Below are 23,594 nucleotides of genomic sequence, written 5' to 3'. Positions count from 1 at the left end.
GTATCCTCCAGGGAAGAGATTGTTGACTTGTCTTTGGCGCTCTCAAAGATGTGGCTTTCAATCGTTCGGTCAGATCAGCAATCACCAGTGTAAATCAGATATATTGGTTCAATTGTTTCTGGATCGTAGTAGTCGTAGTACAGTTTTTCTTCTCGTCCACCGTCAATCTTGGCGTCAAATCTAGAATGACTTCCTGAATTTGCCCAATCTGATCAGATGCTTTCTGGTATATGACGCACAAATCCATAGTCACTGTTATTTAAGTTGTAACAACCACTAAGTCTCTGGCGTATGCTCTTGCTATAGGCCTCATATCATTGCCCGAGTACATGTGGGCACTACAGAATCGCAGTTGCCCTAGAAGATTAAAGTTAGCAGGGAACGCTGGCATTGGTGTAACGTTAGGTTCAGTATCTCCTACAAACGGTCTGCTGTACATGCTTCCTGCACGATCTTTTCTGGCGATGTAAAATCCCGTTAGGTTCTGCCTGATATCAGCGCCGCCTGATGTCGACGTCACTAGCGTGTACATTACCCCCGCTTCATCAATAAGGACTAGTGCAGCGGTCTTTATTGTGCTAGAATCGTCCGTCATAGTGAACGATTCTATCTTGTCAATTGTGTTATTTTTAGTGGTAAAAACGTCTACGTAATTGCTACTTGGCGGTATGACAAACAAGTCCATGATCAACCAAGTGTTAGGATCTGGAATTTCCTTTTCTGGAAGGTAATTCGTTACCATCTTACGGCTTCCTGGAGAAAAAGTCCCCACAGGTCCCCCCGGTCCACCTACCCTAACACCTGCGCGGATGTTCTCAGGCTTCAAGTCAGGCTCGGTAGCTGCCACCCAGGTATTTCCGTCATAATAGCCATGTGGAGGGCGGATAAAATACCGATCCCCAGGCCACAGTGTCTGTTCTAAACCCGGCATGTGTTGGTTTTCCGCACTTCGATTTGGCATCAGCCCGTTTTTTTTAACGCCGTCGTCATATCCCGATTGACCAACAAGCAAATACTGTGGATTGAGTAAAGCGTCAGTCGTATCAACTACGGCAGACTTTCCATCCACGCCGAAAATATTGGCTCCATTCTTGATGTTTTCGGAGCGAAGCGCTACTTCAGCTTCTTGTAATTGTGCAGTTGTAACTTTTATTTCTCCATCACCAGCACCACCTTTTTGATAACCCTTCTCGGGATAAACAGCGAGCGCTCCATCCGGCCATTTAGCCGTGCCTGTAGCTGTTCTAATACCGGTAAGGTTAGGTATGGTTCCGGTTATTTTCCCGTTTGGACCGTATGCCGTTTTAGATGCCAATATATCTCCAGCCACAGCGGTTGCGTCGCTTGTATCTGTACCGGTCGGGATGGAACGAATCCCGTCATCGAGTTCCTCAAACGTTGCAATCTGCCCTTGCTTGGAAACCGTTCCTTCTTTGGCGATGATGGCGGTTTCCAATCGAATTTTCCCGTCAACGCCAGATTGCTTTAAATTAGTTATTTCAGCCTCACAGCTCCCCACTGCCTCATCAATCTTGTCCCAGTTCTCGTTCAGCATCGTCTCGATGTTGAATGTCTCGTTGCCATCCGTCATCGGGTCTTTTTTCAATAATCCTAAATTCGGTGTGTTACTGGCCAATTCAGGCACCTCCTGCAAATTTGTTTAAAGGCATCTGTCCCAGCTCGTCCAAGGTAATGACCTCGTGGAAGTAGCGACTGATCCGTCTCCACATCGGTCCCGCTCCGCGTCGGCTCGGGGTTCGTCACAGATGTAACGCCGCTGACGGAGGTCATCATCAGCTGGATGACCCCTGCCGGCACATTGCCGCTCTTCCCTGGAGTTACGGCACGGATCGGAGCCGTTCCGGTGCCTTCCTGCCCCAATGTGACACTCGCAGTCGTGACATACTCTACCGAAGACTCCCCGGTCGTCTCGTCGCCACATACGTTCCCTTCGGGACATTCGTGCCCGGTTTCCCCATAAACACGACACTTCCCGATGAAGCTACCGCGTCGCGTCTTGTGACGCCATGCTCGGCGGTCCGAAGATCCAGCTCGGCTGAGCGGATATCCGGGGAGTCGCTGGCCGCCGTGCTGGCAAACCCTCGGCGAAGCAGCTCCTGGGCCCACAGGGCCGCTTCGGACAGCATGAACGCCACCGGCGCCTGCGCATCCCAAATAAAAGAGCCCTCGGATTTATCGATATCCGAAGGCACTTTTGCCAGCATGCGGTTCAAAATGTTCTCTTCCGTCTGTTCCTGCAAATACATCGGCACATCGGCCATCAGGTCATCACCACGCTTTCTATCATTTCCGTCTCATCCCGTACGCTCGTGATGCGGCAGCTGAAACGGCAGGCTTCCCCTTCCCATTCAAACTGGAATTGATCCACGCTCTCCGTGCGGGCATCCGCCAGCAGCGCTTCAGATACCATCCGCCGGATTTCGCTCTCCAATAGCGGACGGCCATGCCCTTTGCCGATCAGCTCCTCCAATTCACTGCCATAGCCGCGTGAATAGATCAAATGCCGGTAGCGCGGGGTTCGAATCGTTTTTTCACACCAGATAACCCATGCATCCTTCTCATCCGCGGCAACCAATTTGCGGGTTGGGGTCATGACAAATTCTCCGGCTTCAAAATCAAACCTCCAGCTCCGCCCGAACACGGCCCCGTGATCTTCGGACGTTTCAGGCCCAACTGAATCGGTCCAGATCATGTCCTCCGTTTCGGGGAACAAATTAGCCATGGCCGCTCACCACCTTGCACACCACGACGACGTCATGGCCGCCGTTGACGCGTACCGCCAGCACTCGATCGCCGGGCTGTAATCCTTGGTTCAGCTTCCACTGTGCCTCCTCCACTTCCGTTTCCTCCAATTCCAAAGAGACGGCCGTCTTGCCGCCATCTCCGCTGATCGTTCCTTCTACGGTTCGGCGAGGCAGCGACAATTGGCCCGGAAGCTCGGCAACCATATACTCTTGCAGCTCATGCTTGAAATCATCCAGCTTGATTCCGGTCGAGGTTATCGTGCCGAGTACGGCTCCCACTCCGCCGATCGCTTGGCGGGTCTGCTTATGGAAGGAAGACAGCAAGGAGGATGCCAATTGTCCATAGGGGTCTTTACTCAAGATAAAACCTCCTTTTTACATCGTCATAGCTCCCAAGCTCCAGCATCATGCTTCCCGGGTTGCCGAGCTCCCGGCTGACCGAAATCACAAGCAGCTTCGACGAGCCGAGCATGACGGCATCTCCCGCGCGAATCGTGTTGATGTCCGGAGCGTTTACCGTAATCGTCTCCCGGATCCCCCGGAGCCTGCTTCGGGCCAGCTGACGCGCGGCCGCGGCGGATTTCACCTCATCATCCTGGATGATCGCCTGCAGCTGCCCGTATTTGGCGATATCCTTCTCTTCGATGGCCATTACCTTCGAAGGGACCTCCTTCCCGGTCTCGCTGGCCGATGTTGCCAGCACCTTGACTTTGGTCGCCGCCCCTTCGAGCGTCCGCTGCTGAATCGTATCGGTTAACGTCTCTAAGACGTATACCTCGCGGTTTGACCCCAGCTCATACAGCTCAAGTCCCGAAGGGACCATGCGCGGATGGTACAGCTTGCCACCGGCCTTGGCCGTTTCCCGCAAATCCGCGAACATGCTGGCATAGATCGACTGCGTCCGGTAAACGGAGCGTCCGAGCTGTTTTTCGGTATCGGGCAGATGGGCGAGCTTGATGTTCCAGTCGGCCGCGTACTTTTTGAAGCGCTGCGTTGCCGTCTGTTTTGCCGGGAACAAATATTCATCCTCGGATTTATCCAGATAGACCGTCCGGTCATAGATCGTCAGCGTCATCCGCTTCACGCCATTGTTCGTAGTCTCCGCTTCCCAAACCACAACCGGATGGAGCAGGGGAACATAATCCTTCTTCCCATAGGGAATACCGCTGATCCGAATCGCCATCCCGGGCGAAATCGGCGGCAAGTCCGGCGTCACCACCAGGTTCACCGTGCCTTGATAGGCGACCTGCTCCAGCGAATCCCTTAAGTTGATAGCTTCCACCAGAGGCGACAAATCGTATTTGTCCTGCAAAATCACTTTATAACTCATGGCAGCACCAGCTTTTGACCGGGTTTAATGGCATTTGGATTGTTGCCGATCGCTTGCCGGTTCAGTGTATAGATCTGGTTCCATTTCGAGCTGTCCCCGAGCTCCAGCTTGGCGATTTTGGAGAGGGAGTCCCCCGGCTTGACCGTGTAAGTCTTGCTCTTCTCCTTCATGTCGGCCCGCGGCTTTTTGTTGATGCCCGATGCGCCGGCGGTTTTCGCTACTTTCATCTCACTCCACGTCCGGAGGGTCAGGTCGAAATACACATCCCCCTGCTCCCCGCCGCGAAACGTCGTTTGATGGGAAGCCACGAACACCGGTACATTGACCGCGGTTTCGGTAATGATAAACTGAAGCGGCGTTTTGGACACCAGGAACTCATTGAGCGTATTCATGGCCGTTTGCGGTTTCGGGTGCGAATCCCGGCTTCCTTTGCAGTATGATTCGTCGAACTCTTTTGGAAAAAAAGAAGAGAAGGATATTTCCTTGATTTTGTTTCCCTGCGGAAAATCAAACTCGCCAAAGGTTAGAATCGTTGCCGTTTCAAAGCCCTTTTGCCGTGAAATGGTCACTTCCTCGGGATTAACCGGAAATATAAATTCCTTCCCCTTGCCGTTCTTCAAAATAAACTCCATCGCCGGCCCCTCCTTTCCGTTAAAATGCTGCTAAAGTTTCTTGCCTGCCTAGTGCCTCCAACCGTTAATATGGCATAGGCGCAGCCGGCTTCCGGTTCTGGGATGCTTTCATCAACTCCGCTCTCAGTCGCTGCCCGACCTGCAGAATCAATCCCTCCACATCCACCGGATGCTCCTCACGCACCGTAACCTGCACCGCTCCAGGCGGAAGATTATAGTTGGTTGTCGCCTCCGTTTTGGAATCCCGCAAATATCCCGTCAGCGCGCTCATTTGCTCCGGACTGATCTGAACCATCTGCGGCGACATCTGCTTGCCGGCGGCATACGCCTGGCTCCGGGCGGGATCAATGGCCGGTGGGCCAAACGATGATCCGGAGTATGGAAGGACTGGGGCGGATGGCGGGCGTGGGGTTGCCGGACCTGCAGGTATTGCTGGTGCCGGATTGGCAATCATGGAGCTTGGGGCAGAAACGGCTGGTGCTGCCGGCTTCGGAACCGGTTTGGCCTCGGCAACAACGTCCTTTTTCTTTTTTCCGAAAGAGAACGTGTTGGAGAACCATTTCGATACCTTATCCCCGCCCGATTTGAACGTTTTCGTGATCCCGTTAATTGCACCGCCGATTTTTTCGCCCACGAAGCTTCCGACAGCGCCGCCGACGGTCGAACCGACCAAGGTGCCGGCCACCGGGATAACGGACCCGATCGCGCCGCCGATCGTTGCGCCTATACCACCGCCAACGGCAGAGCCGATCGCTTGATTACGCTCTTTTCCGGGCTTGGCCGCCGCAATATCGTTAACGTCAGCTAAGAAGCCTAAAGGCCCCAAAATTCGCTTGCCTGCTCCCTTTAAAAAGCCGGAAGCAAGCTTGCTTGGAGCTGCTCCTGCTGACACCTTGGAAGCAGCAACCTTTGGATCTGCTGCTTTCGCCGCTTGCGAAGCTGCCCCGTTGTCCGTGCCTTTAGCCGCTCCAGATCCCGTACTGCCAGTGTCCGCTATTTTATCGGCCGGTGTCGCGGCAGCCCTGCTGCCAGGATTCGCCACTGCTTGTGCAGCCGCACTGCTTCCTGCGCTTATCCCGCTGGTCGCAGGGGCGCTGCTGCCACCACCGCCGCTGCCACCGCCAAAAAGCGCACTTCCGCTTTTCCAGAAGTCTCTGGCTCCTCCGAGAATCCCCGTACCTGCATTACCTACGGTTTCAATCAAATCCCCCGCGGCAGCGATCGTTCTAAATCCCCTCCCCTTTCGCTGCCTTCTCCCTCGCTCCACTCTGGATTCTTTGGGGTAGGAGCTCTCCGAATTGGAGGAGTCTTTGTTCGCTTTAGTATCATTTCCAAGCCAGGCATCGCCTACCTTTTTCGTCTTATCGCGCAGCTCGCCTACGCTTTTAGCACCGCCGCCGAATGTTTTCATTGCGCCAAACATATCGATGGCATGATCAAGCTTGGATTTCGGCTTCTGAGCTACGCCCCCGCCGCCAAGCTGCAGTTTCGCAAGCGCGTCGGCAAGGCCCTTCAAGGCAACTGTATTTTCTTTAAGCGCCTTTACTAAGGGATCGAAGTTCAGCGGCTTGGCGGAATGCTTGACATTCACGTTCATATTCACGTTCCCCGACGCATTGATCACCTGCGATTTCACGCGGTTGATCTTGGCCAGCAGGTTGTCCAGGCCTTTGGAGGCGCGGTCCTTCAGCACGATTTCCGGTGCCATGCGGGTTCTGCCGATTCGCAGCACCCGGCCCTGGATGCGTTCGAAGTAGCGCTCCATGGCCCGCAGCTCGCGGTTCGCCTTGATGACGTTTTTCGGATCAATGACTAGATTCATCCGGTAGTTCATGGCTTCAGCCATATCGATTCACCTCCTCACATTTCGCTCTGATCAGCGAGCCGGTCCATTTCCTCCTGGGAAAAAGCGAGCAGCAATAAGCGCTCGCCTCGCGGCAGCCGCCAAAACTCTCCGGGGCGAAGGTGATGCCGGGCCCATAAGTGGTACAGCATCGTAGTCATTCCCCCGGAGCCGATCAGTTTTTTAGGTCGGCGATCTCGACTCCGAAGCCGGACAGCTCAAGCACCTTATCGCCGACGGCATCCAGCTCCCCGGCGAGCAGCATCCGGCGGACCGCCTGCTCTCCGCCCGACAGCTTCAAGCGGCTGGTAATGCGCGGATCGCCCCAGCCGTTCAGCGTAAGCCCTTTGACGGACAAGCTTCCGGTCGCTTCCGAAATCAGGAGCGCGTTGAACGTCTCCGTATCCACCTTCTCATCCACCGCGCCTTTCACGTTCCGGCGGACCGTACAGCGCTCGCGGATGCTGTCCACCTTGCTCGAAGTCAAACCGTGCAGCACAATCTGCATATCGAGCCGCTTGATGCGCACCGTTTCCTCCGGCAGCTTCTCCGCCGCCTCGAACAGGCTGTCCAAAATTTGCTCTTCGCTCAAATGCTCGTTCAAGCTCATATCGTCGTCCCCTTTCGCGATTCTTTAGCCTTTCAATCGTTCACTCCATCGATTATTCAAGGTGTGAACCATTCATCTCTTTTCCCATAAAAAGAGCAGCATCTCCCAACATTCAAGGCATGAATCATCGATCGATGCTGCATGTATCTTTTTTCACTTATACGATAAAATCATTAGTCCGCCGTAATCGGGTCCAGCAACTCGTACCCCTCAAAGGTGAACGATGTCTCCTCCTGCACTTCTTCACCCGCAGTCCAGTTCGCGAGCTGGATCTTGTCCGGCATGCAGCGGATCAGGCGCACGCGCTCGTGACCGTACGATTCCGGGTCGTCCAGCTTGGAAATAATATCGAATTTCGTAAAGCCGCGGGCGATCATGTCCGATGTGACCTTATAGCCGCTCATCGTGCCGGTGCCTTTTTTGCTCCCGCTCTTATGCACCGTCCAGTCGTTGCCGACCAGCTTCAGCTCGCGCTTCTCAAGCTCCACGCTCGCTTCCAGCTTGTTAATATGCGTCTGCCATACCCCGTCGATATAGGCCTGGCCATACGTTCCCATAATGACTCTTGATGCATCCAACATAGATATTCCTCCTCAGCATTTTTGAATGATTGGATATGGATTGGACCTCACGGCACAGTAAGCCGAACCGTCCGGACTGATCCCATCCGTTTCGTCCCGAATCGTCCTAAGCTCGTGCGACGCGGCTCTTTAGGTTACCGGAGGCCATCTTCCTTTACTGCACGTAAAACGTGCCGAACAGCTGCTCCATCACATCGGTCAGCTTCACGTTCCATTGCAGGAACACTTGATCCGGCTCCGGCTGCTTCACGGCGGAATCGCCGTAATAGGCAGGATCCAGAATGACGTCATAGCCGTCCGGCTCGATGACGTTGCTCAGCGACAGCTGGCCCAAATATTCTTTCACGGCGCCGATCAGGGCAAGCCTTCCTTCCTCGGTGTTATTCACCTTGCCGATGTACGTGCCTTCGGCGGCCGCCTGCAGATCGGCATGAATGGCGTCCATGACGCGGATCGAACGGATTTTCTTCCACGCATTGTTCTGGCCCTCCGCCGGATTCACGAGCGTATTGATGCCGCGCAGGGCTTTCACCTGACGTCCGTCAAAAATCAGCAGGAAAACGCCGTTTTGAACCGCAAGCTCCTGTTCCGAGCGGCTCCAGCGGCGGGTGACATCCTCAAACGGCGTCACCGCGTATGTAGCGGACTGGTTCAGCCGCTGACCTGCAATCAAACCGGCCACATAGGCGGCCGTCTGCGCGGAGCTGTAATCGACGCCGGACAAGCGTACGCCGGTGCCGACGTTCACGACGCCTTCGTGGTTCAGTGCAAGCGAACGGGCAGCTGCAGTCTTCGGCGCATCCTTGGACATATCGTCGGCCGCGCTTCCGCCGAATACGGCCATAACCCCGCGGCCTTCCTGGCGGAGACGCTTCACCCAAGCGGCAAAGCTCTGAAGCAAGGACATGTCGGCCGCATAGTCCAGCGCCACGACATCGAACTGCTGGCCTTGGGCGGCTTCTTGAAACTCAAGATAATCCGCATTGGTAATTCCGCTGTTGCCGCTGGTTCCGCCGGTGAATGCCGCGCCGTTGACGTCGGCCGGCACTGCGCTGCCGTCGCCGAGCACAGTTGCGCTTACCCAGACGTTCTCCTCGTCCTCATTCACCTTCGCAGCGATCGATGCGGCCGTACCGTCCGCGCCAACATAGGTGCCAAGCAGCTTGGCCCCTTCATACAGCCGAAGCTCCCGAGCGGCCGGATCCATCAGCGACGGCTGAATCGTTACCGAGAAGCCGTTTCCGCGGCTGCCCGGGTATTTAGCCTGAAGCTGCAGCACATCGGACGGCGTCGCTTCGCCATTTTGCAGCGTAACGGATGCAGCCGAAGCCGTACTGTCTGCAAGACGGTACGCGAGCAGCTTTTTCGGACCGCCCAGCAGCGCCAGATACAGCGTCCGATAAGCGGTTGCTCCATTATCTTGATCTGCGGAGAACGACTCGCCGATCGCATGCTCGCTTCCGATCTCGACAAACTCGCGTACCGGCCCCCAGTTCGCTTTAACGGGAACGATGACCGTTCCGCGTGCGCCGCCCTGAATCGCTGAGGCTGCCGCCGCTTTAAAATTCATATACAAACCCGGCAATACCGGTTTATTCGTGCTCTCCCATGTTCCTCCCGCCATGATTAATCCACCTTCGCTTTCATAAAATGTTTGATTTGTTCCTGCACTTCGGCCACAGTAAACAGCTCGCCCGCTGCTCCGTACATCGCGCCGGCAATGACTTCCGGCCGGACGCCGAACCGCTCCTTGGCATGAACCGTCAACTCAGCCAATGTGTAACGCGGTTCGCTGCCGCTGTTCACTTCCGTCTTGGTTGATTTCTTACCCGCCATTTCGAGTCCCCCTTAATTTAGGATCGGTTGAACATGAACGCGGCGAATCCTTGCGGCTTCCTGCGCCGAACGCATCTGCCGCTGGATGAGCGTCAGCTTGAGCTGACCGTTCAAAATCGGATCGGCCTCCAAATCGCCGGAAATGCCGGCGACGGACAAATACCGGCCAGCATCGGGATCAAGCGGCAGCTGGGCCTGGGAGCCAAGCGACTCCACCAGCGAAAATGCCGTTAACTGTTCATGCTCTGAAGAAGTAGACGCCACATGACCTGTGAAGCTCTTGCTGATTTCGTAGACGGAGGCTCCCGCCATCTTCGTCTCGCACCCCGACAATCGCCACAGCACGGCATGATCTTCCCGGTCCGCCGGCCAAGCCGTGCGGTACACGCTCCAGCTGCTTCCGAGCTGCTTCGAAGTCCACGCGATCAGCGCGGAAAGCCACTCATCCGGTTCGACGATGCCGCCGGAGTCTCCGCCGCCGGCTGACGCCTCCGGAACATAAACGCCGAAACGGATAATCCGGACCGTGCGGCCCGGACCGGAATCCCATTGCTCCGCCTCCGGAACGCCGAGATAATGAAGCTTGAAGGCGCGGTTCTCCGGACCTGTTACGCGTTTGCGATGCAGTCCCTGTATGAGCCGCTCCGCCTGCGAATCCAGCTGCCGGGAGACGATAGCCTCGCCCACGAACAGCTTCAGCCTAATCACCTGCCGATAACCGGCCCAAGGTGATTTCCATACATCCTCGCCAAGCTGCAGAACCGCAAAAAGATCATCTACAGCGCTCTCGGGCGGGTGCACGTCATAAATCCGTCCCGCAAGCTCCGGCACCAATTCCATAACGGCCTGTTTGATCGCTTCCCTCATCGAACACATAGCCGAAGCGCATCCGGCATCCGGTGATAAAACGGCTTGCTTATCCATTCGTTCGTTTGCCCATTCATACGGCCCCCTCCTTCCTGTGTTGTAATGAACCGGGAATGAGGCTAGGGACCTTATCCGCATAAAAAAAACCGGCTCCATGGCCGGTTCACATTTCCTGTGTGGGGTTAACGGTGCTGCCCTTTCCTTCATTCCCGATGCTATAATCTTACACCGGTTCGCACCAAGCGAAGACGGGGAAACGGCGAACATTCGGCGAAGTTTGGGATGACTTGCGGCGGTAAAAAGACGATACCTTCCCGAATCCCTGCCACTAGTGCGCTTCGATTGCCCCGTCTTGTTCTAGCGAGGTCAACACGTGTATGCTATCCATCACGATGCCGGGATGCAGCTGCGGAATCATATGTCCGGCATTGGGGTGCATGATAAGCTTGGAGTGTGGGATATCCTGGTGCAGCCAGGTGCTGTGCACCAGCGTTGGAAACGGATCCGCTTCGCCGGCTGTGATTACGACTGGCACCGTGATCTCCCCGTATCTCCCGGAAACTTCGTCACACGCGTGGACGAATGCCATCACGTCCTCACGGTTGGCCCGAAATTGACCGGGCCTGAACCATAAAGCGCGGACGGCCCTTCCGTACTCTTCCGGAACCGTTTCGGGAGCAAAGGTGGCCCGCATCATACCGTTCGATAGCAGCCGTCCCATCGGGACCAGAAGCGTATGGAGGAACAAGCTGCCGAGAATCGGCATTGTCACGAGGTTCGACAGCAGGTCTCCTTCCGCAGCCGGATAATGCTTTCTATACATCCCTCCGCCTATAATAACCAGCCCTGACAGCTCATCCGGATAATCGAGCGCATAGGTCAGCGCCAATACCCCGCTCCATGAATGCGCGACCAGGATCGGCCGCTCAGCTCCGAGCTGATGCAGCGCGCCATGCAGCAGCCTTGCCTGATCCTTCGGCGTTGGTTTTCCCTTGCGGAATCTTCCGCTGTACCCGTATCCGGGCCGATCAAAGGCTAGCGCCCTGTACCCTTGGCGGACTGCCAAAGCTGAAGCTTCTTTGAAGTCCTCCCCCCACAGCACCCCGCCATGCAAAAATACGATCGGCTGTCCGGTTCCTTCGTCGTGGACATGCAGCCGAACGCCCTCTACCTCGACAAACGATCCGGCAGGCGGATATAATCGCTCTGCGCGGCGTACTGTGAATACGCTAAATATATATAAAAGAAATAAAATAGCGATTGCTGTTCCAAGCACATATAACATGCTGATCCCTCAATTCTTTAAAGTATATCCTTCACGTACCTTTTGGTATGTAAATGACATAAAAATACGGATTAACCACCCAAACGTCTAAGAGACTCTTAAGCCTCTGTCAGAGCGAATTGGGTGGTGTAAACCTAGCTTTGAAGGCTGTCATCCGAGCGTCGACGCTGATCATCGTGCGGAAGTCATCAGTACGCCGCGCGCCGGGAGAGGCACGCGGTAAGAAGCTGTCCGCCTGTGAACGCATTTAGAGATTTCCCCGTGCTGCTCAGCGCTCGGGAGAGGGGCGAGGATCTATTCCGTTCCACAGCATGCCGGCAAAATCGTCCATCATCGAATCCAGCTCCATATCGTCCCGATGGATGACAGCGGTAACCATCAATCCATGCATCACGGATTGAATATACACGGACATCGCTTTAGCATCCGCCTTGCCGGACAGCCGGCCGCTTCGCTGGAGCTCGGCGAGCATGAGCGACACCTGCTCATGCAGCTCGTCGAATACAGCCGCCAGCTTCTCCCGGATACCCGGCTCGCGGCTGGATACAAGAAACTCCAGAAACAACAGCGCGGAGTCCGGATGCTCCAAACAAGCACGGAACTGCCCGCGGAGCCAGGTCGATAGAGCTTGGATCGGATCTTCAGCCTCCAGGACGGCTTGTGCCTGCATGGGAATCAGCCGCCGCTGCGCGGCAACGTTATGCTCGAGCAGTGCCACATAAAGATCCTGCTTGCTGGCATAGTGCCAGTATACCGCCCCTTTGGTCATGCCGGCATCGGCAGCGACCTGATCAAGCGTAGCACCATTGTAACCGCAGCGCGCAAATACGCTTCGAGCTGACTCCAATATTTTCGTACGGGTATCGGCCTTGGCCGGATCCCTCCCTTGATCGCTTAGCTGATCGGCGAGGTAGGCCCTCATCTGCTCCTTGCTGCCCAGATGGCGCCTGACCGTTGTCCAATGGACCCCGGCCGCTTCAGCGATATCGGCGTAGTTGATTTTATCAAGAGGCAGGCGTTCCGCCAAACTCAACGCAATTTCTATGATTCTGGACTTGGAATCCATTTCGGCCTACACCTCGTTCTGTGTATTCATATTATGCTTACATACTTTTAGGTATGCGAATATAATATATTCTCAACAAACTCCTTGTCAATGCCCAGGACGAATCGAAAAAAACCGACCCTCAGCAGAGTCGGTTTAGTCCCGCAGCCATCCATCTATTGTATAAGAGTCATCCATCCGTTGTCCAAAAAGTCATCCTGGGAATCGCCTAGCCAATCAACCTTGCATGATCCACATTCCCGCGTCGGAACTCCCCCGATCATGGGCCGCGTTTATCGCAAGGCGCCTACCGCCTGCGCCCCTTCATTCTTTTTCAGCCGGGTTAGGGGCTTTACGAGGGTATCCAGCGATAACAGGCCCAGATCGGCAAGCACCAGCGCCATTTTATAAAAAGCTCGGGTGCGGATTTTTACATACGTGTCTTTGCTGACCGGCGGGTCAAAAATATGGTTGTACACCTTGTAGTCGTACACATCGTCCTGCTTCATGTACCGTTCCCTTATCAGCAGCTGCTCGCGTTCTCCCAGCCGCTCCACGATCGATTCGATCGTGGAGCAGTAGTGCTTCCTTGCCGCAGGCATGTCTACATTATATATCGCTACCTTTGCCGTCTGATCCGAGGTCACATTCGTCGGTCCGTGGAACCGCTCGGTGTAAGAGGCCGTCACGCTCGCTTCCCTCATTTCAAACGTTATCGTTTTATAAATTCGATACTTCTCGAATACCGCCTCAATCGCGTATTGGGTTTTTCTGCGATCCAATTCAGGTAACATATGATTCATACCGTTTCACTCCCCATTGATGGTTTATCCTGGCTTTCCTTTGCCATTTGGCAGAAAATCAAGGCCATGCCGACTGTTCGTATATTTGTTCGTATTTTTCGTTATAATACCACTATCTGGAGATCTTCGTAAACGTTCAATTGTGCTGCGAAATTCAAGAAATGGGCCCTCTCGCTCTCATATTCTTGCCTTTTGGCAATATTCCTTTGTTTTTATTTTACCTGTTGGCAAAGGTATCGGATGGGTTTATACTATAAACAGAGGTTACAGATGGATTATGGTGAGGAGTGGCCGGAGCGTGGATCACAGATTTGGAGCATACTTGAAGCAGATGAGGGAAGACAAAGGGTTAAGCATCAATCAGCTCGCGCAAGCCGCTGAAATCAGCGGATCGCAAATCTCGAGGATCGAGAACGGGCTGCGCGGCATCCCCAAGCCGCAGACGCTTCGCAAAATTGCCGATGCGCTCGGGGTTCCCTATGAAGAACTGATGAGCAAGGCCGGTTATTTGGACTCGGAGCTTTCCTTGCATGAGGACCTGACCGTTCCCGATTGGGCCACGGCCAAAGATAAACGGGATTTCAAAAAAATGCTGGAGGACGACGGAGAGCTGATGTTCGACGGAATCCCCTTAAACCAGGAGGACAAGCAGCGCATCAAGGATGTGCTGACCGGCTTATTCTGGGAAGCCAAGCAGATGAACAAACGGAAAAAATAGCATGTCATGAAGGAGTACATAGCGATTACAACCCTACGACAACCCATAACAATCTCGATATTGCAGGTGAACCGGCATGGATGATCTTTTACAACCGTTAATCCGTCAGCTTGTCAGAAAACATCATACCAATTGCCCCTTCGAAATTGCGGCTTCGCTCGGCATTCATATCCGGTACGCGGACCTCGGCAAGACAACGAAGGGGCTGTATTTCCGCAAATTAAGACGCAGGTTTATCGTCATTCATAGTCAACTGCCGCCGCAGTGGCAGCGCTTCGTCTGCGCCCATGAGCTCGGTCACGATCGGCTCCATAAGGGAATCAGCCGATTTTTCCTTGAGGAGCATTCCTACTTCAGTCCGGGCAAGCTTGAACGTCAGGCGAATCGGTTTGCGGTTGCGTTATTGACGGCGGATTTGACCATTGGCCCGGGAGAGTCGTTGCATGAGTTCTACCTTCGGGCAGGCATTCCACAGGAAATGCTTTTATTTTTTAGACTTTAATCGAACATACGTTCTGATCCAATGCAATCTTTAACCTATCATGATCCAATCATGTACGGGAGGCAGACAAGCGAATATGCGGGTGACGCATTCGCAGGAAAGCCAAAAGCGGCTGCACAGCAGCCGCAAGTTCTCCACATCTGCGTGGCGTTTGTATGCTTGGCGGACTACAGGAGGGGACTTACCGGTTAGCGGGCGAACGGATGCCTTCCATCAAGAAGTCAACCATCTGCTCCAGTGCTTGCTGCAGCGTCAGCCGGCCACCGGAAGCATACTGGTCGATCAGCTGATATAATGCCCCTACATATACCTGAATGAACAGCTCGACATCAAAAGGACGAAAGATGCCTGCAGCAGCCCCCTCGTGAATAATCAGCCGGATATTCTCCCAGCCTGTATTCATGTAGGCATCGATTTGCCTCCACTGCTCCGGGTACCGGAGCTCCAATTCCTTCATCACGCGAATATCGTGGAAGGCGACGCCTTGCGGAAGGAGCGTTAATGCCCGGAACAGCTTATCCGTTAAAGGAATCGATTCGTCCTTCATCAGCTTCTCCTCCTCCGCCATCATATTCCCGATGGACTGGACCACGATATGGTCGACCAATTCCTCCTTGGATTCAAAATGCTGATACAGGGTCTTCGTGCTGATCCCGAGACGGCCTGCAACATCCCGAATGGAGAACTTCAGTCCACGCTGGGCGATTTCCTGAACGGCGGCCTGGGCGATTTTGTCCTTCATAGCGCCACCGTCTCCTTCCCGGTCACAGAACGTCCGCTTCCGATCAGCCTCGGCAGGAAGAAGAGCGGATACAGCATCAGGAACAGATTCGGCAGCCACCAGAAGAGATCGAAATCAAGCCGGATGCTCCAAAATGCAATGGCCTGCAGCCCTGAGCAAAACGTCAGCACAAGCGAAACCAGACACCACGGCCGCCATTTAATATGGCCTTTCCTGTAGAGATACATGCTCCATAACCCGGTTCCGGAGATCAGCAGATCCAGCGGAAGGAACGATAAATTCCACGCCACCAGCAGCGGATTGTCATAATCCTGATACAGATACTCCTTCGGAATCAGGCTGAAGCCGATGAGCAGCCAATACAGGATAAATCCGATATCGGTAGCGAGCATCAGTGATTTTAATGTTCGGTTCATTCCCATCCTCCTTTGTCCATGATCTATTATCCATTCTCAGTCCTCACGCAGAAATCACGGAAAACAATTTGGTTTATTTGTTTTCCATCTTACCTTACCTTCTCCACGCAATCAAGAGGAGCTTTTTATGCATGCCTTTTTAGTAACACGGACTACATACAAGAACAGCCTCCATTCTGCCGGTATGATAACCGACAAACGGAAGCCGTCTTTTTAGTTGTTTAGAGTTTTTGGCCGGGCTTGGCCCTCTCTAACTGGCCCTATTTTGCCTGTATTAAAACCGGCAAACGGGAGCCGTCTCTTAGCGGATTATGGTTCCGCTGACAAGCTGTTGCCTTCCCTCTTAGCCGTTTATGCTTTCGCCGGGACCTGATGCCCCTATGTATAGCCATCGATCCGACCGGCTCAGCGCGTCAATTCCCTAGCGGTTCAAAGATCGCGGCCTGCCGCTTCCCAATCTTCATATGCTGGAGCCTTCTGAAACGGTCATGCTTTAATTTCTGGCCTTTGTCGGAAATGACTGCGACCACCGAGCAGGCGGGATCGAGAATCGGGTGAAGCTGATCGAAAAAGCGCTGAACCGGCTCTCCGCTTCCGCCGCTCCAGCTGACCAAGTCCCCGTAAGGGAGATCCGTCATAACGATGTGAGTTCCTCTGGCTCGGTCCAGCCCCCCCTTCGGATCCGTAATATCGCTCTGGAAGCATGCCGCTTCTTCGATCGCGGATTCGGCGATCAGCTCCTTCAGGCGAGTTGCGCTTTGCAGCGCATCCCGATGGGACGGCTTTCCGTATTGTTCATACAGCGACTTGATCTGTTCGGCTCGCTGCTCGAGCCCCTCCTTGCGCAGCAGGGACAGGTTCTTTCCCGCGATGGGGAGCACATCGGGCTGAATGTCCGAGCCGATGATCCGGCCCAGCCGCCGTCCATGAAGCAGCCCGACCACAGTCAGCAAATACGCGCCTCCGCAGCAGGGATCATATAACGTGTAGGGGCCCTCAGCCCCCTTTTGTTCCAGAAGGTGAAAGCATCGCTGAGCCAGCTCGCTTGCCAGTCTTACGGGAAACGAGGTTGTGCCTCGAGCGTTGTAAAGCACCCGGCCGCTGGCAAAATCCTCGAAACTGCGCGGTGCTGATTCATATAGGTATTCCATGGCCATAATTCCTTCCATCTCTGTTCATGCAGCTGCATGCTTATCCTGATTAGATTCAACTACAGATTAACATCGATTCGCCGGATCTCCAAACCCTTTGAAGCAAGCAAGGCAGCGATGCGGCCGTTACCTCCCCGCAGCCCAAAGAAGCAACCCTAGGGCGAACCGACACGCGGGTCTCCTGAGGGTTGCTCCCATTAACTTGATCATTAGGTCGGACGAGCAAAGGGCTAAAGCCCCGACCGGTCCCTCATCCGCTCATTCGCTCATCTGCCGCCGATGCTAACCGCCTCTTTCCCCTGCATATTGTCCATGCGGACAAGAAACAGATTATCGCTCCAAATGGGACATGTAATCATAGGCCGTCGTGCCGTACACATTTTTGAAATGCCGGTTCAAATGCGCAAGATCCGTAAATCCGCATTGGGAAACGGCGAGATATACGTCGCGGCTATCCTCGATGAGATGCTTGGCCCGCTCCACCTTGCAGTTTAAGTAATATTGGTAAGGCGACATGCCGGTGTTCGCTTTAAAGGAACGGATGAACTGATATTTGGACATGCCGAAAGCATGACTGATTTCATCCAATCGCAGCACATGATCCAGATGCTCCTGCATCAGCGCCTTCGCCTTCTTGGCAAATCCGCTGTCCCGCTTACCTTCAAACCTCAGTATATCTTCATTAAAATGCCCCGCCAGCCCCAGCAGCAGCTCGCTGCACAGCGCCTCCGGCTTGCCGGTGAATATCGCCCTCGTTACATTCAGAATGCTCTGCCTTAGGCCGGCATGATACACGATCGGCGTATGGAAGCGGATGATGTCCCTCTTCTGGATCAGCTCATGAAACAGCTGCGGATGAATGTAGATCATCACATAATCAATGCCCGTGCGCTCCTGCGACCAGCCGTCATGGCTCTGCTCCGGATGAAACAGCATCACGCCGCTCTGATAGGAAGCTTGCTGGCTTCCGTCGAGGGAATACTTCTGAATTCCGCGCAGGGTGACGCCGAGAGCGTACTCCTCGTGGTAATGCTTCTTATATTTGAAATCGGTAAAGCTCGCGGACAGGGCCGTGATGCCGCACGCTTTTTTATAGATAAACCGCTCCATCTTCCATCACCCCCTCAGAAGATTCGGTAGGTCCGACACGACGATGGCTGAATACAGCAGGAACAAAGCCAAGACCGTGTTGGTCGTTCTCCGGTATTTTTGCAAAACGCCCTGAAACAGATTGCCGCACACCGCCCAGGTCATATACGCAGCCAGCCCGATCAGCGAGACAGCGACAACGAAGACGGAAATGACCGGCCCCTCGGTATAATAGGGCATGACATAGCTTGGAATGACCGTAAGGGTAAACAACACGACCTTCGGATTCAGAAACTGCATCAAAAACCCCGATGTGAAGGAAGCCGTCTGGTTTGTCGACGCGTTGGAAACGTCCATATGATATACCTGATACGCCAGATACAGCATGAAGAGACAGCCTACTACCCGCAGCACCGGCAGAATGAACGGCATTCCGGAGGACAGCGTCTCGCCGAGGACGACAGATAGGGCAATCAACAGGAAAAGAGCGATCGATGCCCCGGCGATATAGCGGAGCGTTCGTTTGATCCCCGACTGCTGGACCGATGCCAGAATGACGATATTCGACGGCCCCGGAGAGAACGCAACGATAAAGCAATAAATAAAGAACGAAGAAAAATTCATGACCTGCAGCTCCTTACAAGGAATTCCCTTGCATTATAGAGCGGCCGGTCGAAAAGGGTATAGTACATTATTGCGCATTCAAAAGAGCTGCCCGAGTATTCCACTGGCCGGATCCAAGGCCTTTTTTCAACCTGCCTGAACGTCCGTTTGCTCCGCCTTCGGCTGTTCCTGCGCATGGGCGCCGCCCGACAGGTTCAGCAGCACAACCCCTGCGATGATCAGCAGAATCGAGAATATCTTCAAACCGTTAATTTGTTCCGAAAAGAACGAATATCCGATCAGCGTGATGATCATAATGCCGAGGCCGGACCAGATCGCGTACGCCACCGAAATTTCGATCTGCTTCAGGCTCAGCGTCAGAAAGCTCAGGCTGCATACATAAAAAACGACCAGCAGCACGCTCGGCAGCAGCTTCGTAAATCCCTCCGACATTTTCATATTAATGGTGCCGGCTACTTCAAACAAGATCGCCAGAGCTAAATAGAACCAGTGCATCGTTTCATTTCTCCTTTCCCTGCCCCGCGGCGATGCCGAACAGCAGGATATCCATGATCGACTTCAGCAGCTCCCCAAGCGGCATCTGATGCTTCACCGTTGCCCGGGAGTCGTACATTTGCTGGATTGCGCCCAGATACAGATCGATAAACAACGGAAGCGAGATCGGCTTGATGACGCCCTCAGCCATCCCCTGCTCCATCAGCTTGCTGACGATGCCCCACTCTTCTCTGAAAAAGGTATCGAGCTTCTCCCATTGGTTATAATGAAACTTTTTGAGATCCGTCAAAAGGCGCATATCCATCTTCTCAAGCTCTTGCGGCAAACAGATCAGGATTTGATGGATTTTCTCCAGAACGCCCAGCTGTCCATCTTCCGCAATTTCCCGCTCCCGCTGCTGGATATGCTGAATTAAGCTATCAACGATCGACTCGACGATCTCTTCCTTGGAGGAAAAATGCTCATAAATGGTCCGCTTGCTGATCGCAAGCCCCTGCGCCAGATCACTGACGGTAAAGGCAAATCCCTTCTGCTGGATCAAACGCATCGTTTCTTTCAAAATACGCTCCCGCATATTCGAGCCTCCTTGTTCTTCTTACGTTGAGCCACTTGGATACGGCGCTTCACTCCCGCTTTGCCTCTGACCGGGTTGTCGTCCGCTCAAGGCGTGCTTTGTCTTTCCTGTTCTTATCCCTCAACGTGTGCTTGGTCTCTTCTGTTCTTGTCACCTCAATGCCGTAACTTGTCGTTTTTGTTCTTGTCACCTCAAAAGAGTGTTATGTGCTGTTCTGTGTTGTTGGCACCTCTAATGGGTGCAGCCTCCAAGTGGAACGCATACCGATCCAGGTATGCAAGGTTGGTACCAACAATAACATATTGGTACCAACCGTATTATATACCATTCGAACGAAAAATCCATCTCTTTTTTCACTGGTCCCATGCAGCGCCAGCCAAACGCAAAAAGGGCATCTTACGTGAAATTACGAACTTTCACGCAAAATGCCCTCGAATTTAATCAAAGCGCACATCCCCGATGCCGAACCATGGAAAATGCCCCGCAGCCGCATAAGCGCCATATGCCGCCGCCGCTAAAAGTGCGATGGTGAGCAGATCATAGCGGGAGTAGCGCGAAGGGTAAAAATAAGTTCTGCGCCGTCCCCGGTCACCGTCAAACCGCTTGGCTTCCATCGCCGCCGCAACCCGGTGCGCCCGGCGGATGCTCTGTGCCAGAAGCGGCACCACATACATCCCTGCCCGGTTCACCGCCCCGCGGACACCGCGGATCGGGACCACTCCCCGCACCTTCAGCGCTTGCCGGCGGATCACATATTCCTCCCACACCATCGGCAAAAGCCGGATGGAAGCCATAAAGCTGTAGGCGTACTTGGGAGCAAGCTTCAGCTTTTGCATCAGGCTGTAGAACAAATCGACCGACGACGTTGTCGTCACGAGCAGAAGACCTTCGCAGGCAAAAGCGATGCCTTTAAACCCCAGATGCAATCCACGATAAAAGCTTTCCTCCGATACCTTGAACAGACCCCATTCCCACCAAACCGTGTCTCCCTTCCCGAACAGCATCATGGAGGATGAGGAAGAGATGAACGCGAGCAGAAACGGAATGAAGAACAGCAGCATCTTCCATGTGCGGACACCGGACAGCGCCAGGAGACATAGCATAAAGATCAGCGCCTGATACGCCACAAAGTCAATGTCATGCGTCAGCACCGTCATCAGGAACAGGGAGCAGACGAGAAGCAGCTTCACCACCGGATTTGCCCGGTGCAGCCACGTGATGCGGACCGGATTCCATATATTCATGACCTCACCTCCGCGTACGGTCTGCCGGAAGATTCCTTGTTGTCCTCACGGGCGCCAAATTCCTTGGCTTCGTCCTCCGCCCTCATTGGCGGATAACCGTTCTCCTGGAAGCCGGGAGCTCTCCTTGCCGCCAGCCTGGGCGATGCCATCCTGGAGACCAGCTGCCCTTGACGGATCTCCCAAATATGGGTGGCCGCCTGCTCGGCGATTCGCATCTCGTGGGTAACCATCACGATCGCCGTCCCGGCCTGGCGCAGCCGTTCGCACATCTCCAGAATCGCAAAGGTATTCCGTGCATCCTGGCCAAACGTAGGCTCATCCAGCAGCAGCACCGCCGGCTGTCTGGCCATGGCTGTGGCCACGCTGAGGCGGCGTTTCTGGCCCGTGGATAGCTGGTATGGATGCCGGCTCTCCTTGCCGTCTAGTCCGAATCGCTCTAGCGTCCGGCGGGCCTGCTCAGCCGCCTCATCCGCGGACATGCCGTCCACCAGCAAGGAGTACGCCACCTCATCCGTAACGCGCTCCGTCACGAATTGCAGCTCGGGATTCTGAAATACGAATCCGATTCGGCGGAGCATCCGTTCCCTTTGTTTGCGGTTTCGTCTTCCTTTCCCTAACGGAACCTCCCCCCCGCCGAGGAGGTACATGCCTTCCGCATTCAGCAGCCCCATCAGGCTCAGAAGCAGCGAGCTCTTCCCCGCTCCGTTCGGCCCGACAATCGCAATAAAATCGCCCGGATACACCTCCGCCCCTTGGACGGTAATAACGGCTTTGTCCCACCGCTTGCCTGAGAACTGGGCCAGCTGAACGGCAGGCTTGCTCTGTTCTGCCGACGTAAAGTCGGCTCCGGTAAGCCGTCCGGACTCCTCAACGGAATGGAGTCGTTCCCGGTTCTGTAGCCGAGCGGCTTTTCCCAAATCCCTGGCGAAGGAGTCATCCTGGCGGGATCCGCCGGAGGAGGTTCCAAGCGGTGCAAACACCTCCATGCCGGATGGGGACACTGCATAATCGTCCCATACGCCGGGATACCAGATGCCGAATTCCTTCAGCTCCCGCGAATAGCGGGCGAATACGTCGGCCGGCGTGCCTTCACCCAGAATCGTCCCATCCGGGCCAAAAAGCACGACCCGGTCTGCATATTCAGCCATTTCTTCAATCCGGTGCTCCACGATGATCAAGGTGCGCCCTGCGGACACAGCCTTCACCGCCGTCCAGATTTGCTCGCGGCCCTCGGGATCGAGCAGCGCCGACGGTTCATCCAGCAGCAGCACCTCCGGCTCCAGCAATAGGGCAGAAGCCAGTGCAAGACGCTGCTTCATCCCTTGCGATAAATGCGCGATTTTGACATGGAGCGACTCCAGCTCCAAGCCGACGGCTTGCAGCGCTGCCTGCATCCGCTCTTCCATCTGCTCCCGTGGAACGCATTGGTTTTCCAGGACGAATGCCAGCTCCTCGTCGACGAACGGCATGCAGAACTGGGTGTCCGGATCCTGGAACACATATCCCCAGGAAACGGGAAGCTTCTGCGCCTGGCATTTCATCGGCACCTCCGTCGCCCGGGGAATCATCCCGCTCAGCACCTGAAGAAGCGTCGATTTGCCGCAGCCGCTTGGACCCAGCAGCAGCACCTTTTCTCCGCGGGCGGCGGAGAACGAAAGATCTTTAAACATCAGCCGCTCCTCGCCCGGGTATTTAAGGCGCAGCCCTTCTACATAAAGCGCCGGTTCCTCCTGCGGATCATTAGGCGCATCCACCGTGTTTACGAAGTGTACGCCCGTTTGCATTTTAGACATGGCGCGAATCGTCCAGCGCCTCATATTCTTTTTGCGATGCCGGACGCAGCAGGGAGGTTACGCCGGTACGCTCCAGCGCTTTGGCGAGGACGAGCATCAGAAGGCCTGCAATGACGGCGCCGCTGAAGATCCGCATGCCGTATTTCGCCAGGAACATCCAGGTCTGAAGATCGTCCGTGTAGCTGTAGAAGAAATCAAGGAGCATCGAGCCGACGGCGGCAGCGGCCCCCGCCAGAGCCACCGTGAAGGCAGAAGAGCTGCGGTAGCGGGTTGCGGCAAATACGAGCTCGGCCCCCAAGCCTTGAATCAAGCCGTACATCAGGAGCGTAAGCCCCCACCCGCTGCCGAACAGCACTTCGACATGCGCGGCTGCAACCTCTGCAATGATCGCCACGCCAGGTTTCCGGATCAGCAGATAGGCCAGCGTCGCCGCGGCAAACCACATGCCATACAGCAATTCGTCCGCTTCGAAAAAGAGCGGCTTCAGCAGGTTGTATACCGATCCCCAAAAGTGATACACCACGCCCAGCACCAGCGATACAAGCACCGTCACCAAAATATCGCTCAGTCTAAGCCCTTTTCTCGGCTGAGCCCCCATTATGCCTTGCCTCATCGTTTCCATCGTACAATTACCCCTCTCCATCGCAAT

Annotated in this window: 29 protein-coding genes; 2 read left to right on the top strand and 27 right to left on the bottom strand. The window is 54.6% G+C overall.

The window, feature by feature from the left end; all coding sequences use genetic code 11:
• Positions 1-259: 259 nt before the first annotated feature.
• From NST44_RS10385 to NST44_RS10310, 17 genes are all read right to left on the bottom strand, one after another.
• The gene (locus NST44_RS10385; protein WP_340899212.1) at positions 260-1,636 is read right to left on the bottom strand and encodes a hypothetical protein; all 1,377 of its coding nucleotides are present in this window, start codon (positions 1,634-1,636) and stop codon (positions 260-262) included.
• Positions 1,612-1,998, bottom strand: a complete 387-nt coding sequence (locus tag NST44_RS31040) for a baseplate J/gp47 family protein (RefSeq protein WP_445670726.1) — start codon at positions 1,996-1,998, stop codon at positions 1,612-1,614. The genes NST44_RS10385 and NST44_RS31040 overlap by 25 nt, the downstream gene beginning before the upstream one ends.
• A complete protein-coding gene (locus NST44_RS31035) occupies positions 1,908-2,282 on the bottom strand; it encodes a baseplate J/gp47 family protein (RefSeq protein WP_445670733.1) in 375 nt (124 codons plus the stop codon). Before NST44_RS31035 ends, NST44_RS31040 begins: the two co-directional genes overlap by 91 nt.
• Positions 2,282-2,743 (bottom strand): DUF2634 domain-containing protein, encoded by a 462-nt coding sequence (locus tag NST44_RS10375; protein WP_007132051.1) that lies wholly within the window; start codon positions 2,741-2,743, stop codon positions 2,282-2,284. The genes NST44_RS31035 and NST44_RS10375 overlap by 1 nt, the downstream gene beginning before the upstream one ends.
• Positions 2,736-3,125: a hypothetical protein gene (locus NST44_RS10370; protein WP_340899211.1), complete on the bottom strand. Its 390-nt coding sequence runs from the start codon at positions 3,123-3,125 to the stop codon at positions 2,736-2,738. The genes NST44_RS10375 and NST44_RS10370 overlap by 8 nt, the downstream gene beginning before the upstream one ends.
• Positions 3,118-4,095: an XkdQ/YqbQ family protein gene (locus tag NST44_RS10365; RefSeq protein ID WP_340899209.1), complete on the bottom strand. Its 978-nt coding sequence runs from the start codon at positions 4,093-4,095 to the stop codon at positions 3,118-3,120. Before NST44_RS10365 ends, NST44_RS10370 begins: the two co-directional genes overlap by 8 nt.
• The gene (locus tag NST44_RS10360; protein ID WP_028404836.1) at positions 4,092-4,727 is read right to left on the bottom strand and encodes a LysM peptidoglycan-binding domain-containing protein; all 636 of its coding nucleotides are present in this window, start codon (positions 4,725-4,727) and stop codon (positions 4,092-4,094) included. Before NST44_RS10360 ends, NST44_RS10365 begins: the two co-directional genes overlap by 4 nt.
• 64 nt (positions 4,728-4,791) lie before the next feature.
• Positions 4,792-6,573: a hypothetical protein gene (locus tag NST44_RS10355; RefSeq protein WP_340899205.1), complete on the bottom strand. Its 1,782-nt coding sequence runs from the start codon at positions 6,571-6,573 to the stop codon at positions 4,792-4,794.
• Positions 6,574-6,587: 14 nt separating this feature from the next.
• Positions 6,588-6,722, bottom strand: a complete 135-nt coding sequence (locus NST44_RS10350; protein ID WP_260842859.1) for a hypothetical protein — start codon at positions 6,720-6,722, stop codon at positions 6,588-6,590.
• Between the two features lie 23 nt (positions 6,723-6,745).
• Complete coding sequence (locus NST44_RS10345; protein WP_007132046.1) at positions 6,746-7,180, bottom strand: phage tail assembly chaperone; 435 nt, start codon at positions 7,178-7,180, stop codon at positions 6,746-6,748.
• Positions 7,181-7,353: 173 nt separating this feature from the next.
• The gene (locus tag NST44_RS10340) at positions 7,354-7,761 is read right to left on the bottom strand and encodes a phage tail tube protein (RefSeq protein ID WP_028404834.1); all 408 of its coding nucleotides are present in this window, start codon (positions 7,759-7,761) and stop codon (positions 7,354-7,356) included.
• A 154-nt stretch (positions 7,762-7,915) separates the two neighbouring features.
• Positions 7,916-9,385, bottom strand: a complete 1,470-nt coding sequence (locus NST44_RS10335; RefSeq protein WP_340899200.1) for a phage tail sheath family protein — start codon at positions 9,383-9,385, stop codon at positions 7,916-7,918.
• 2 nt (positions 9,386-9,387) lie between these two features.
• Positions 9,388-9,597, bottom strand: a complete 210-nt coding sequence (locus NST44_RS10330) for a hypothetical protein (protein WP_340899198.1) — start codon at positions 9,595-9,597, stop codon at positions 9,388-9,390.
• 12 nt (positions 9,598-9,609) lie between these two features.
• Entirely contained in the window at positions 9,610-10,521 is a 912-nt protein-coding gene (locus tag NST44_RS10325; protein ID WP_340899196.1) for a hypothetical protein, read from the bottom strand.
• A gap of 271 nt (positions 10,522-10,792) precedes the next feature.
• On the bottom strand, positions 10,793-11,749 hold the full coding sequence (locus NST44_RS10320; protein WP_340899194.1) for an alpha/beta fold hydrolase: 957 nt from the start codon (positions 11,747-11,749) through the stop codon (positions 10,793-10,795).
• A 268-nt stretch (positions 11,750-12,017) separates the two neighbouring features.
• Positions 12,018-12,815, bottom strand: a complete 798-nt coding sequence (locus NST44_RS10315) for a TetR/AcrR family transcriptional regulator (RefSeq protein ID WP_340899193.1) — start codon at positions 12,813-12,815, stop codon at positions 12,018-12,020.
• A 272-nt stretch (positions 12,816-13,087) separates the two neighbouring features.
• Entirely contained in the window at positions 13,088-13,597 is a 510-nt protein-coding gene (locus tag NST44_RS10310; protein WP_340899191.1) for an ArpU family phage packaging/lysis transcriptional regulator, read from the bottom strand.
• 277 nt (positions 13,598-13,874) lie between these two features.
• Here NST44_RS10310 and NST44_RS10305 point away from each other — a divergent pair, with 277 nt between their 5' ends.
• Both NST44_RS10305 and NST44_RS10300 read left to right on the top strand, forming a co-directional pair.
• The gene (locus tag NST44_RS10305) at positions 13,875-14,315 is read left to right on the top strand and encodes a helix-turn-helix domain-containing protein (RefSeq protein ID WP_189636076.1); all 441 of its coding nucleotides are present in this window, start codon (positions 13,875-13,877) and stop codon (positions 14,313-14,315) included.
• A gap of 76 nt (positions 14,316-14,391) precedes the next feature.
• Complete coding sequence (locus NST44_RS10300; protein ID WP_007132039.1) at positions 14,392-14,817, top strand: ImmA/IrrE family metallo-endopeptidase; 426 nt, start codon at positions 14,392-14,394, stop codon at positions 14,815-14,817.
• A 181-nt stretch (positions 14,818-14,998) separates the two neighbouring features.
• Here the strand turns inward: NST44_RS10300 and NST44_RS10295 are convergent, their stop codons facing one another.
• The 10 genes from NST44_RS10295 to NST44_RS10250 all read right to left on the bottom strand — a co-directional run bounded on the left by NST44_RS10295 (position 14,999) and on the right by NST44_RS10250 (position 23,558).
• A complete protein-coding gene (locus tag NST44_RS10295; RefSeq protein ID WP_340899186.1) occupies positions 14,999-15,559 on the bottom strand; it encodes a TetR/AcrR family transcriptional regulator in 561 nt (186 codons plus the stop codon).
• On the bottom strand, positions 15,556-15,975 hold the full coding sequence (locus NST44_RS10290; protein WP_340899185.1) for a YvaD family protein: 420 nt from the start codon (positions 15,973-15,975) through the stop codon (positions 15,556-15,558). Before NST44_RS10290 ends, NST44_RS10295 begins: the two co-directional genes overlap by 4 nt.
• A gap of 413 nt (positions 15,976-16,388) precedes the next feature.
• On the bottom strand, positions 16,389-17,126 hold the full coding sequence (locus NST44_RS10285) for a hypothetical protein (protein ID WP_028404828.1): 738 nt from the start codon (positions 17,124-17,126) through the stop codon (positions 16,389-16,391).
• 330 nt (positions 17,127-17,456) lie between these two features.
• Complete coding sequence (locus NST44_RS10280) at positions 17,457-18,236, bottom strand: AraC family transcriptional regulator (protein WP_007132035.1); 780 nt, start codon at positions 18,234-18,236, stop codon at positions 17,457-17,459.
• A 6-nt stretch (positions 18,237-18,242) separates the two neighbouring features.
• Complete coding sequence (locus NST44_RS10275; protein ID WP_007132034.1) at positions 18,243-18,839, bottom strand: LysE family translocator; 597 nt, start codon at positions 18,837-18,839, stop codon at positions 18,243-18,245.
• 126 nt (positions 18,840-18,965) lie between these two features.
• Entirely contained in the window at positions 18,966-19,334 is a 369-nt protein-coding gene (locus NST44_RS10270) for a DMT family transporter (RefSeq protein ID WP_007132033.1), read from the bottom strand.
• 4 nt (positions 19,335-19,338) lie between these two features.
• Positions 19,339-19,908 (bottom strand): TetR/AcrR family transcriptional regulator, encoded by a 570-nt coding sequence (locus tag NST44_RS10265; protein WP_007132032.1) that lies wholly within the window; start codon positions 19,906-19,908, stop codon positions 19,339-19,341.
• A 437-nt stretch (positions 19,909-20,345) separates the two neighbouring features.
• Positions 20,346-21,152 (bottom strand): energy-coupling factor transporter transmembrane component T family protein, encoded by an 807-nt coding sequence (locus NST44_RS10260; protein WP_028404826.1) that lies wholly within the window; start codon positions 21,150-21,152, stop codon positions 20,346-20,348.
• A complete protein-coding gene (locus NST44_RS10255) occupies positions 21,149-22,945 on the bottom strand; it encodes an ABC transporter ATP-binding protein (protein ID WP_251535654.1) in 1,797 nt (598 codons plus the stop codon). The genes NST44_RS10260 and NST44_RS10255 overlap by 4 nt, the downstream gene beginning before the upstream one ends.
• On the bottom strand, positions 22,938-23,558 hold the full coding sequence (locus tag NST44_RS10250) for an ECF transporter S component (protein WP_244869264.1): 621 nt from the start codon (positions 23,556-23,558) through the stop codon (positions 22,938-22,940). Before NST44_RS10250 ends, NST44_RS10255 begins: the two co-directional genes overlap by 8 nt.
• Between the last annotated feature and the right edge of the window lie 36 nt (positions 23,559-23,594).

The organism is Paenibacillus sp. FSL W8-0919 (genome assembly GCF_038003785.1).
Lineage (GTDB): Bacteria > Bacillota > Bacilli > Paenibacillales > Paenibacillaceae > Paenibacillus_AQ > Paenibacillus_AQ lactis.
This window is presented reverse-complemented; position numbering and strand designations above follow the sequence as displayed.

Bases quoted from the DNA above. Each gene is read 5' to 3' on its own strand.
- NST44_RS10255 (WP_251535654.1), bottom strand. From the start codon at position 22,945: ATGTCTAAAATGCAAACGGGCGTACACTTCGTAAACACGGTGGATGCG.
- NST44_RS10340 (WP_028404834.1), bottom strand. From the start codon at position 7,761: ATGTTGGATGCATCAAGAGTCATTATGGGAACGTATGGCCAGGCCTAT.
- NST44_RS10280 (WP_007132035.1), bottom strand. From the start codon at position 18,236: ATGGAGCGGTTTATCTATAAAAAAGCGTGCGGCATCACGGCCCTGTCC.
- NST44_RS10290 (WP_340899185.1), bottom strand. From the start codon at position 15,975: ATGAACCGAACATTAAAATCACTGATGCTCGCTACCGATATCGGATTT.
- NST44_RS10250 (WP_244869264.1), bottom strand. From the start codon at position 23,558: ATGAGGCAAGGCATAATGGGGGCTCAGCCGAGAAAAGGGCTTAGACTG.
- NST44_RS10285 (WP_028404828.1), bottom strand. From the start codon at position 17,126: ATGGAATACCTATATGAATCAGCACCGCGCAGTTTCGAGGATTTTGCC.
- NST44_RS10300 (WP_007132039.1), top strand. From the start codon at position 14,392: ATGGATGATCTTTTACAACCGTTAATCCGTCAGCTTGTCAGAAAACAT.
- NST44_RS10335 (WP_340899200.1), bottom strand. From the start codon at position 9,385: ATGGCGGGAGGAACATGGGAGAGCACGAATAAACCGGTATTGCCGGGT.
- NST44_RS10260 (WP_028404826.1), bottom strand. From the start codon at position 21,152: ATGAATATATGGAATCCGGTCCGCATCACGTGGCTGCACCGGGCAAAT.
- NST44_RS10275 (WP_007132034.1), bottom strand. From the start codon at position 18,839: ATGAATTTTTCTTCGTTCTTTATTTATTGCTTTATCGTTGCGTTCTCT.
- NST44_RS10350 (WP_260842859.1), bottom strand. From the start codon at position 6,722: ATGCTGTACCACTTATGGGCCCGGCATCACCTTCGCCCCGGAGAGTTT.
- NST44_RS10270 (WP_007132033.1), bottom strand. From the start codon at position 19,334: ATGCACTGGTTCTATTTAGCTCTGGCGATCTTGTTTGAAGTAGCCGGC.
- NST44_RS10320 (WP_340899194.1), bottom strand. From the start codon at position 11,749: ATGTTATATGTGCTTGGAACAGCAATCGCTATTTTATTTCTTTTATAT.
- NST44_RS10375 (WP_007132051.1), bottom strand. From the start codon at position 2,743: ATGGCTAATTTGTTCCCCGAAACGGAGGACATGATCTGGACCGATTCA.
- NST44_RS10330 (WP_340899198.1), bottom strand. From the start codon at position 9,597: ATGGCGGGTAAGAAATCAACCAAGACGGAAGTGAACAGCGGCAGCGAA.
- NST44_RS10265 (WP_007132032.1), bottom strand. From the start codon at position 19,908: ATGCGGGAGCGTATTTTGAAAGAAACGATGCGTTTGATCCAGCAGAAG.
- NST44_RS10355 (WP_340899205.1), bottom strand. From the start codon at position 6,573: ATGGCTGAAGCCATGAACTACCGGATGAATCTAGTCATTGATCCGAAA.
- NST44_RS31035 (WP_445670733.1), bottom strand. From the start codon at position 2,282: ATGGCCGATGTGCCGATGTATTTGCAGGAACAGACGGAAGAGAACATT.
- NST44_RS10310 (WP_340899191.1), bottom strand. From the start codon at position 13,597: ATGAATCATATGTTACCTGAATTGGATCGCAGAAAAACCCAATACGCG.
- NST44_RS10295 (WP_340899186.1), bottom strand. From the start codon at position 15,559: ATGAAGGACAAAATCGCCCAGGCCGCCGTTCAGGAAATCGCCCAGCGT.
- NST44_RS10315 (WP_340899193.1), bottom strand. From the start codon at position 12,815: ATGGATTCCAAGTCCAGAATCATAGAAATTGCGTTGAGTTTGGCGGAA.
- NST44_RS10365 (WP_340899209.1), bottom strand. From the start codon at position 4,095: ATGAGTTATAAAGTGATTTTGCAGGACAAATACGATTTGTCGCCTCTG.
- NST44_RS10325 (WP_340899196.1), bottom strand. From the start codon at position 10,521: ATGGATAAGCAAGCCGTTTTATCACCGGATGCCGGATGCGCTTCGGCT.
- NST44_RS10345 (WP_007132046.1), bottom strand. From the start codon at position 7,180: ATGAGCTTGAACGAGCATTTGAGCGAAGAGCAAATTTTGGACAGCCTG.
- NST44_RS10305 (WP_189636076.1), top strand. From the start codon at position 13,875: ATGGTGAGGAGTGGCCGGAGCGTGGATCACAGATTTGGAGCATACTTG.
- NST44_RS10360 (WP_028404836.1), bottom strand. From the start codon at position 4,727: ATGGAGTTTATTTTGAAGAACGGCAAGGGGAAGGAATTTATATTTCCG.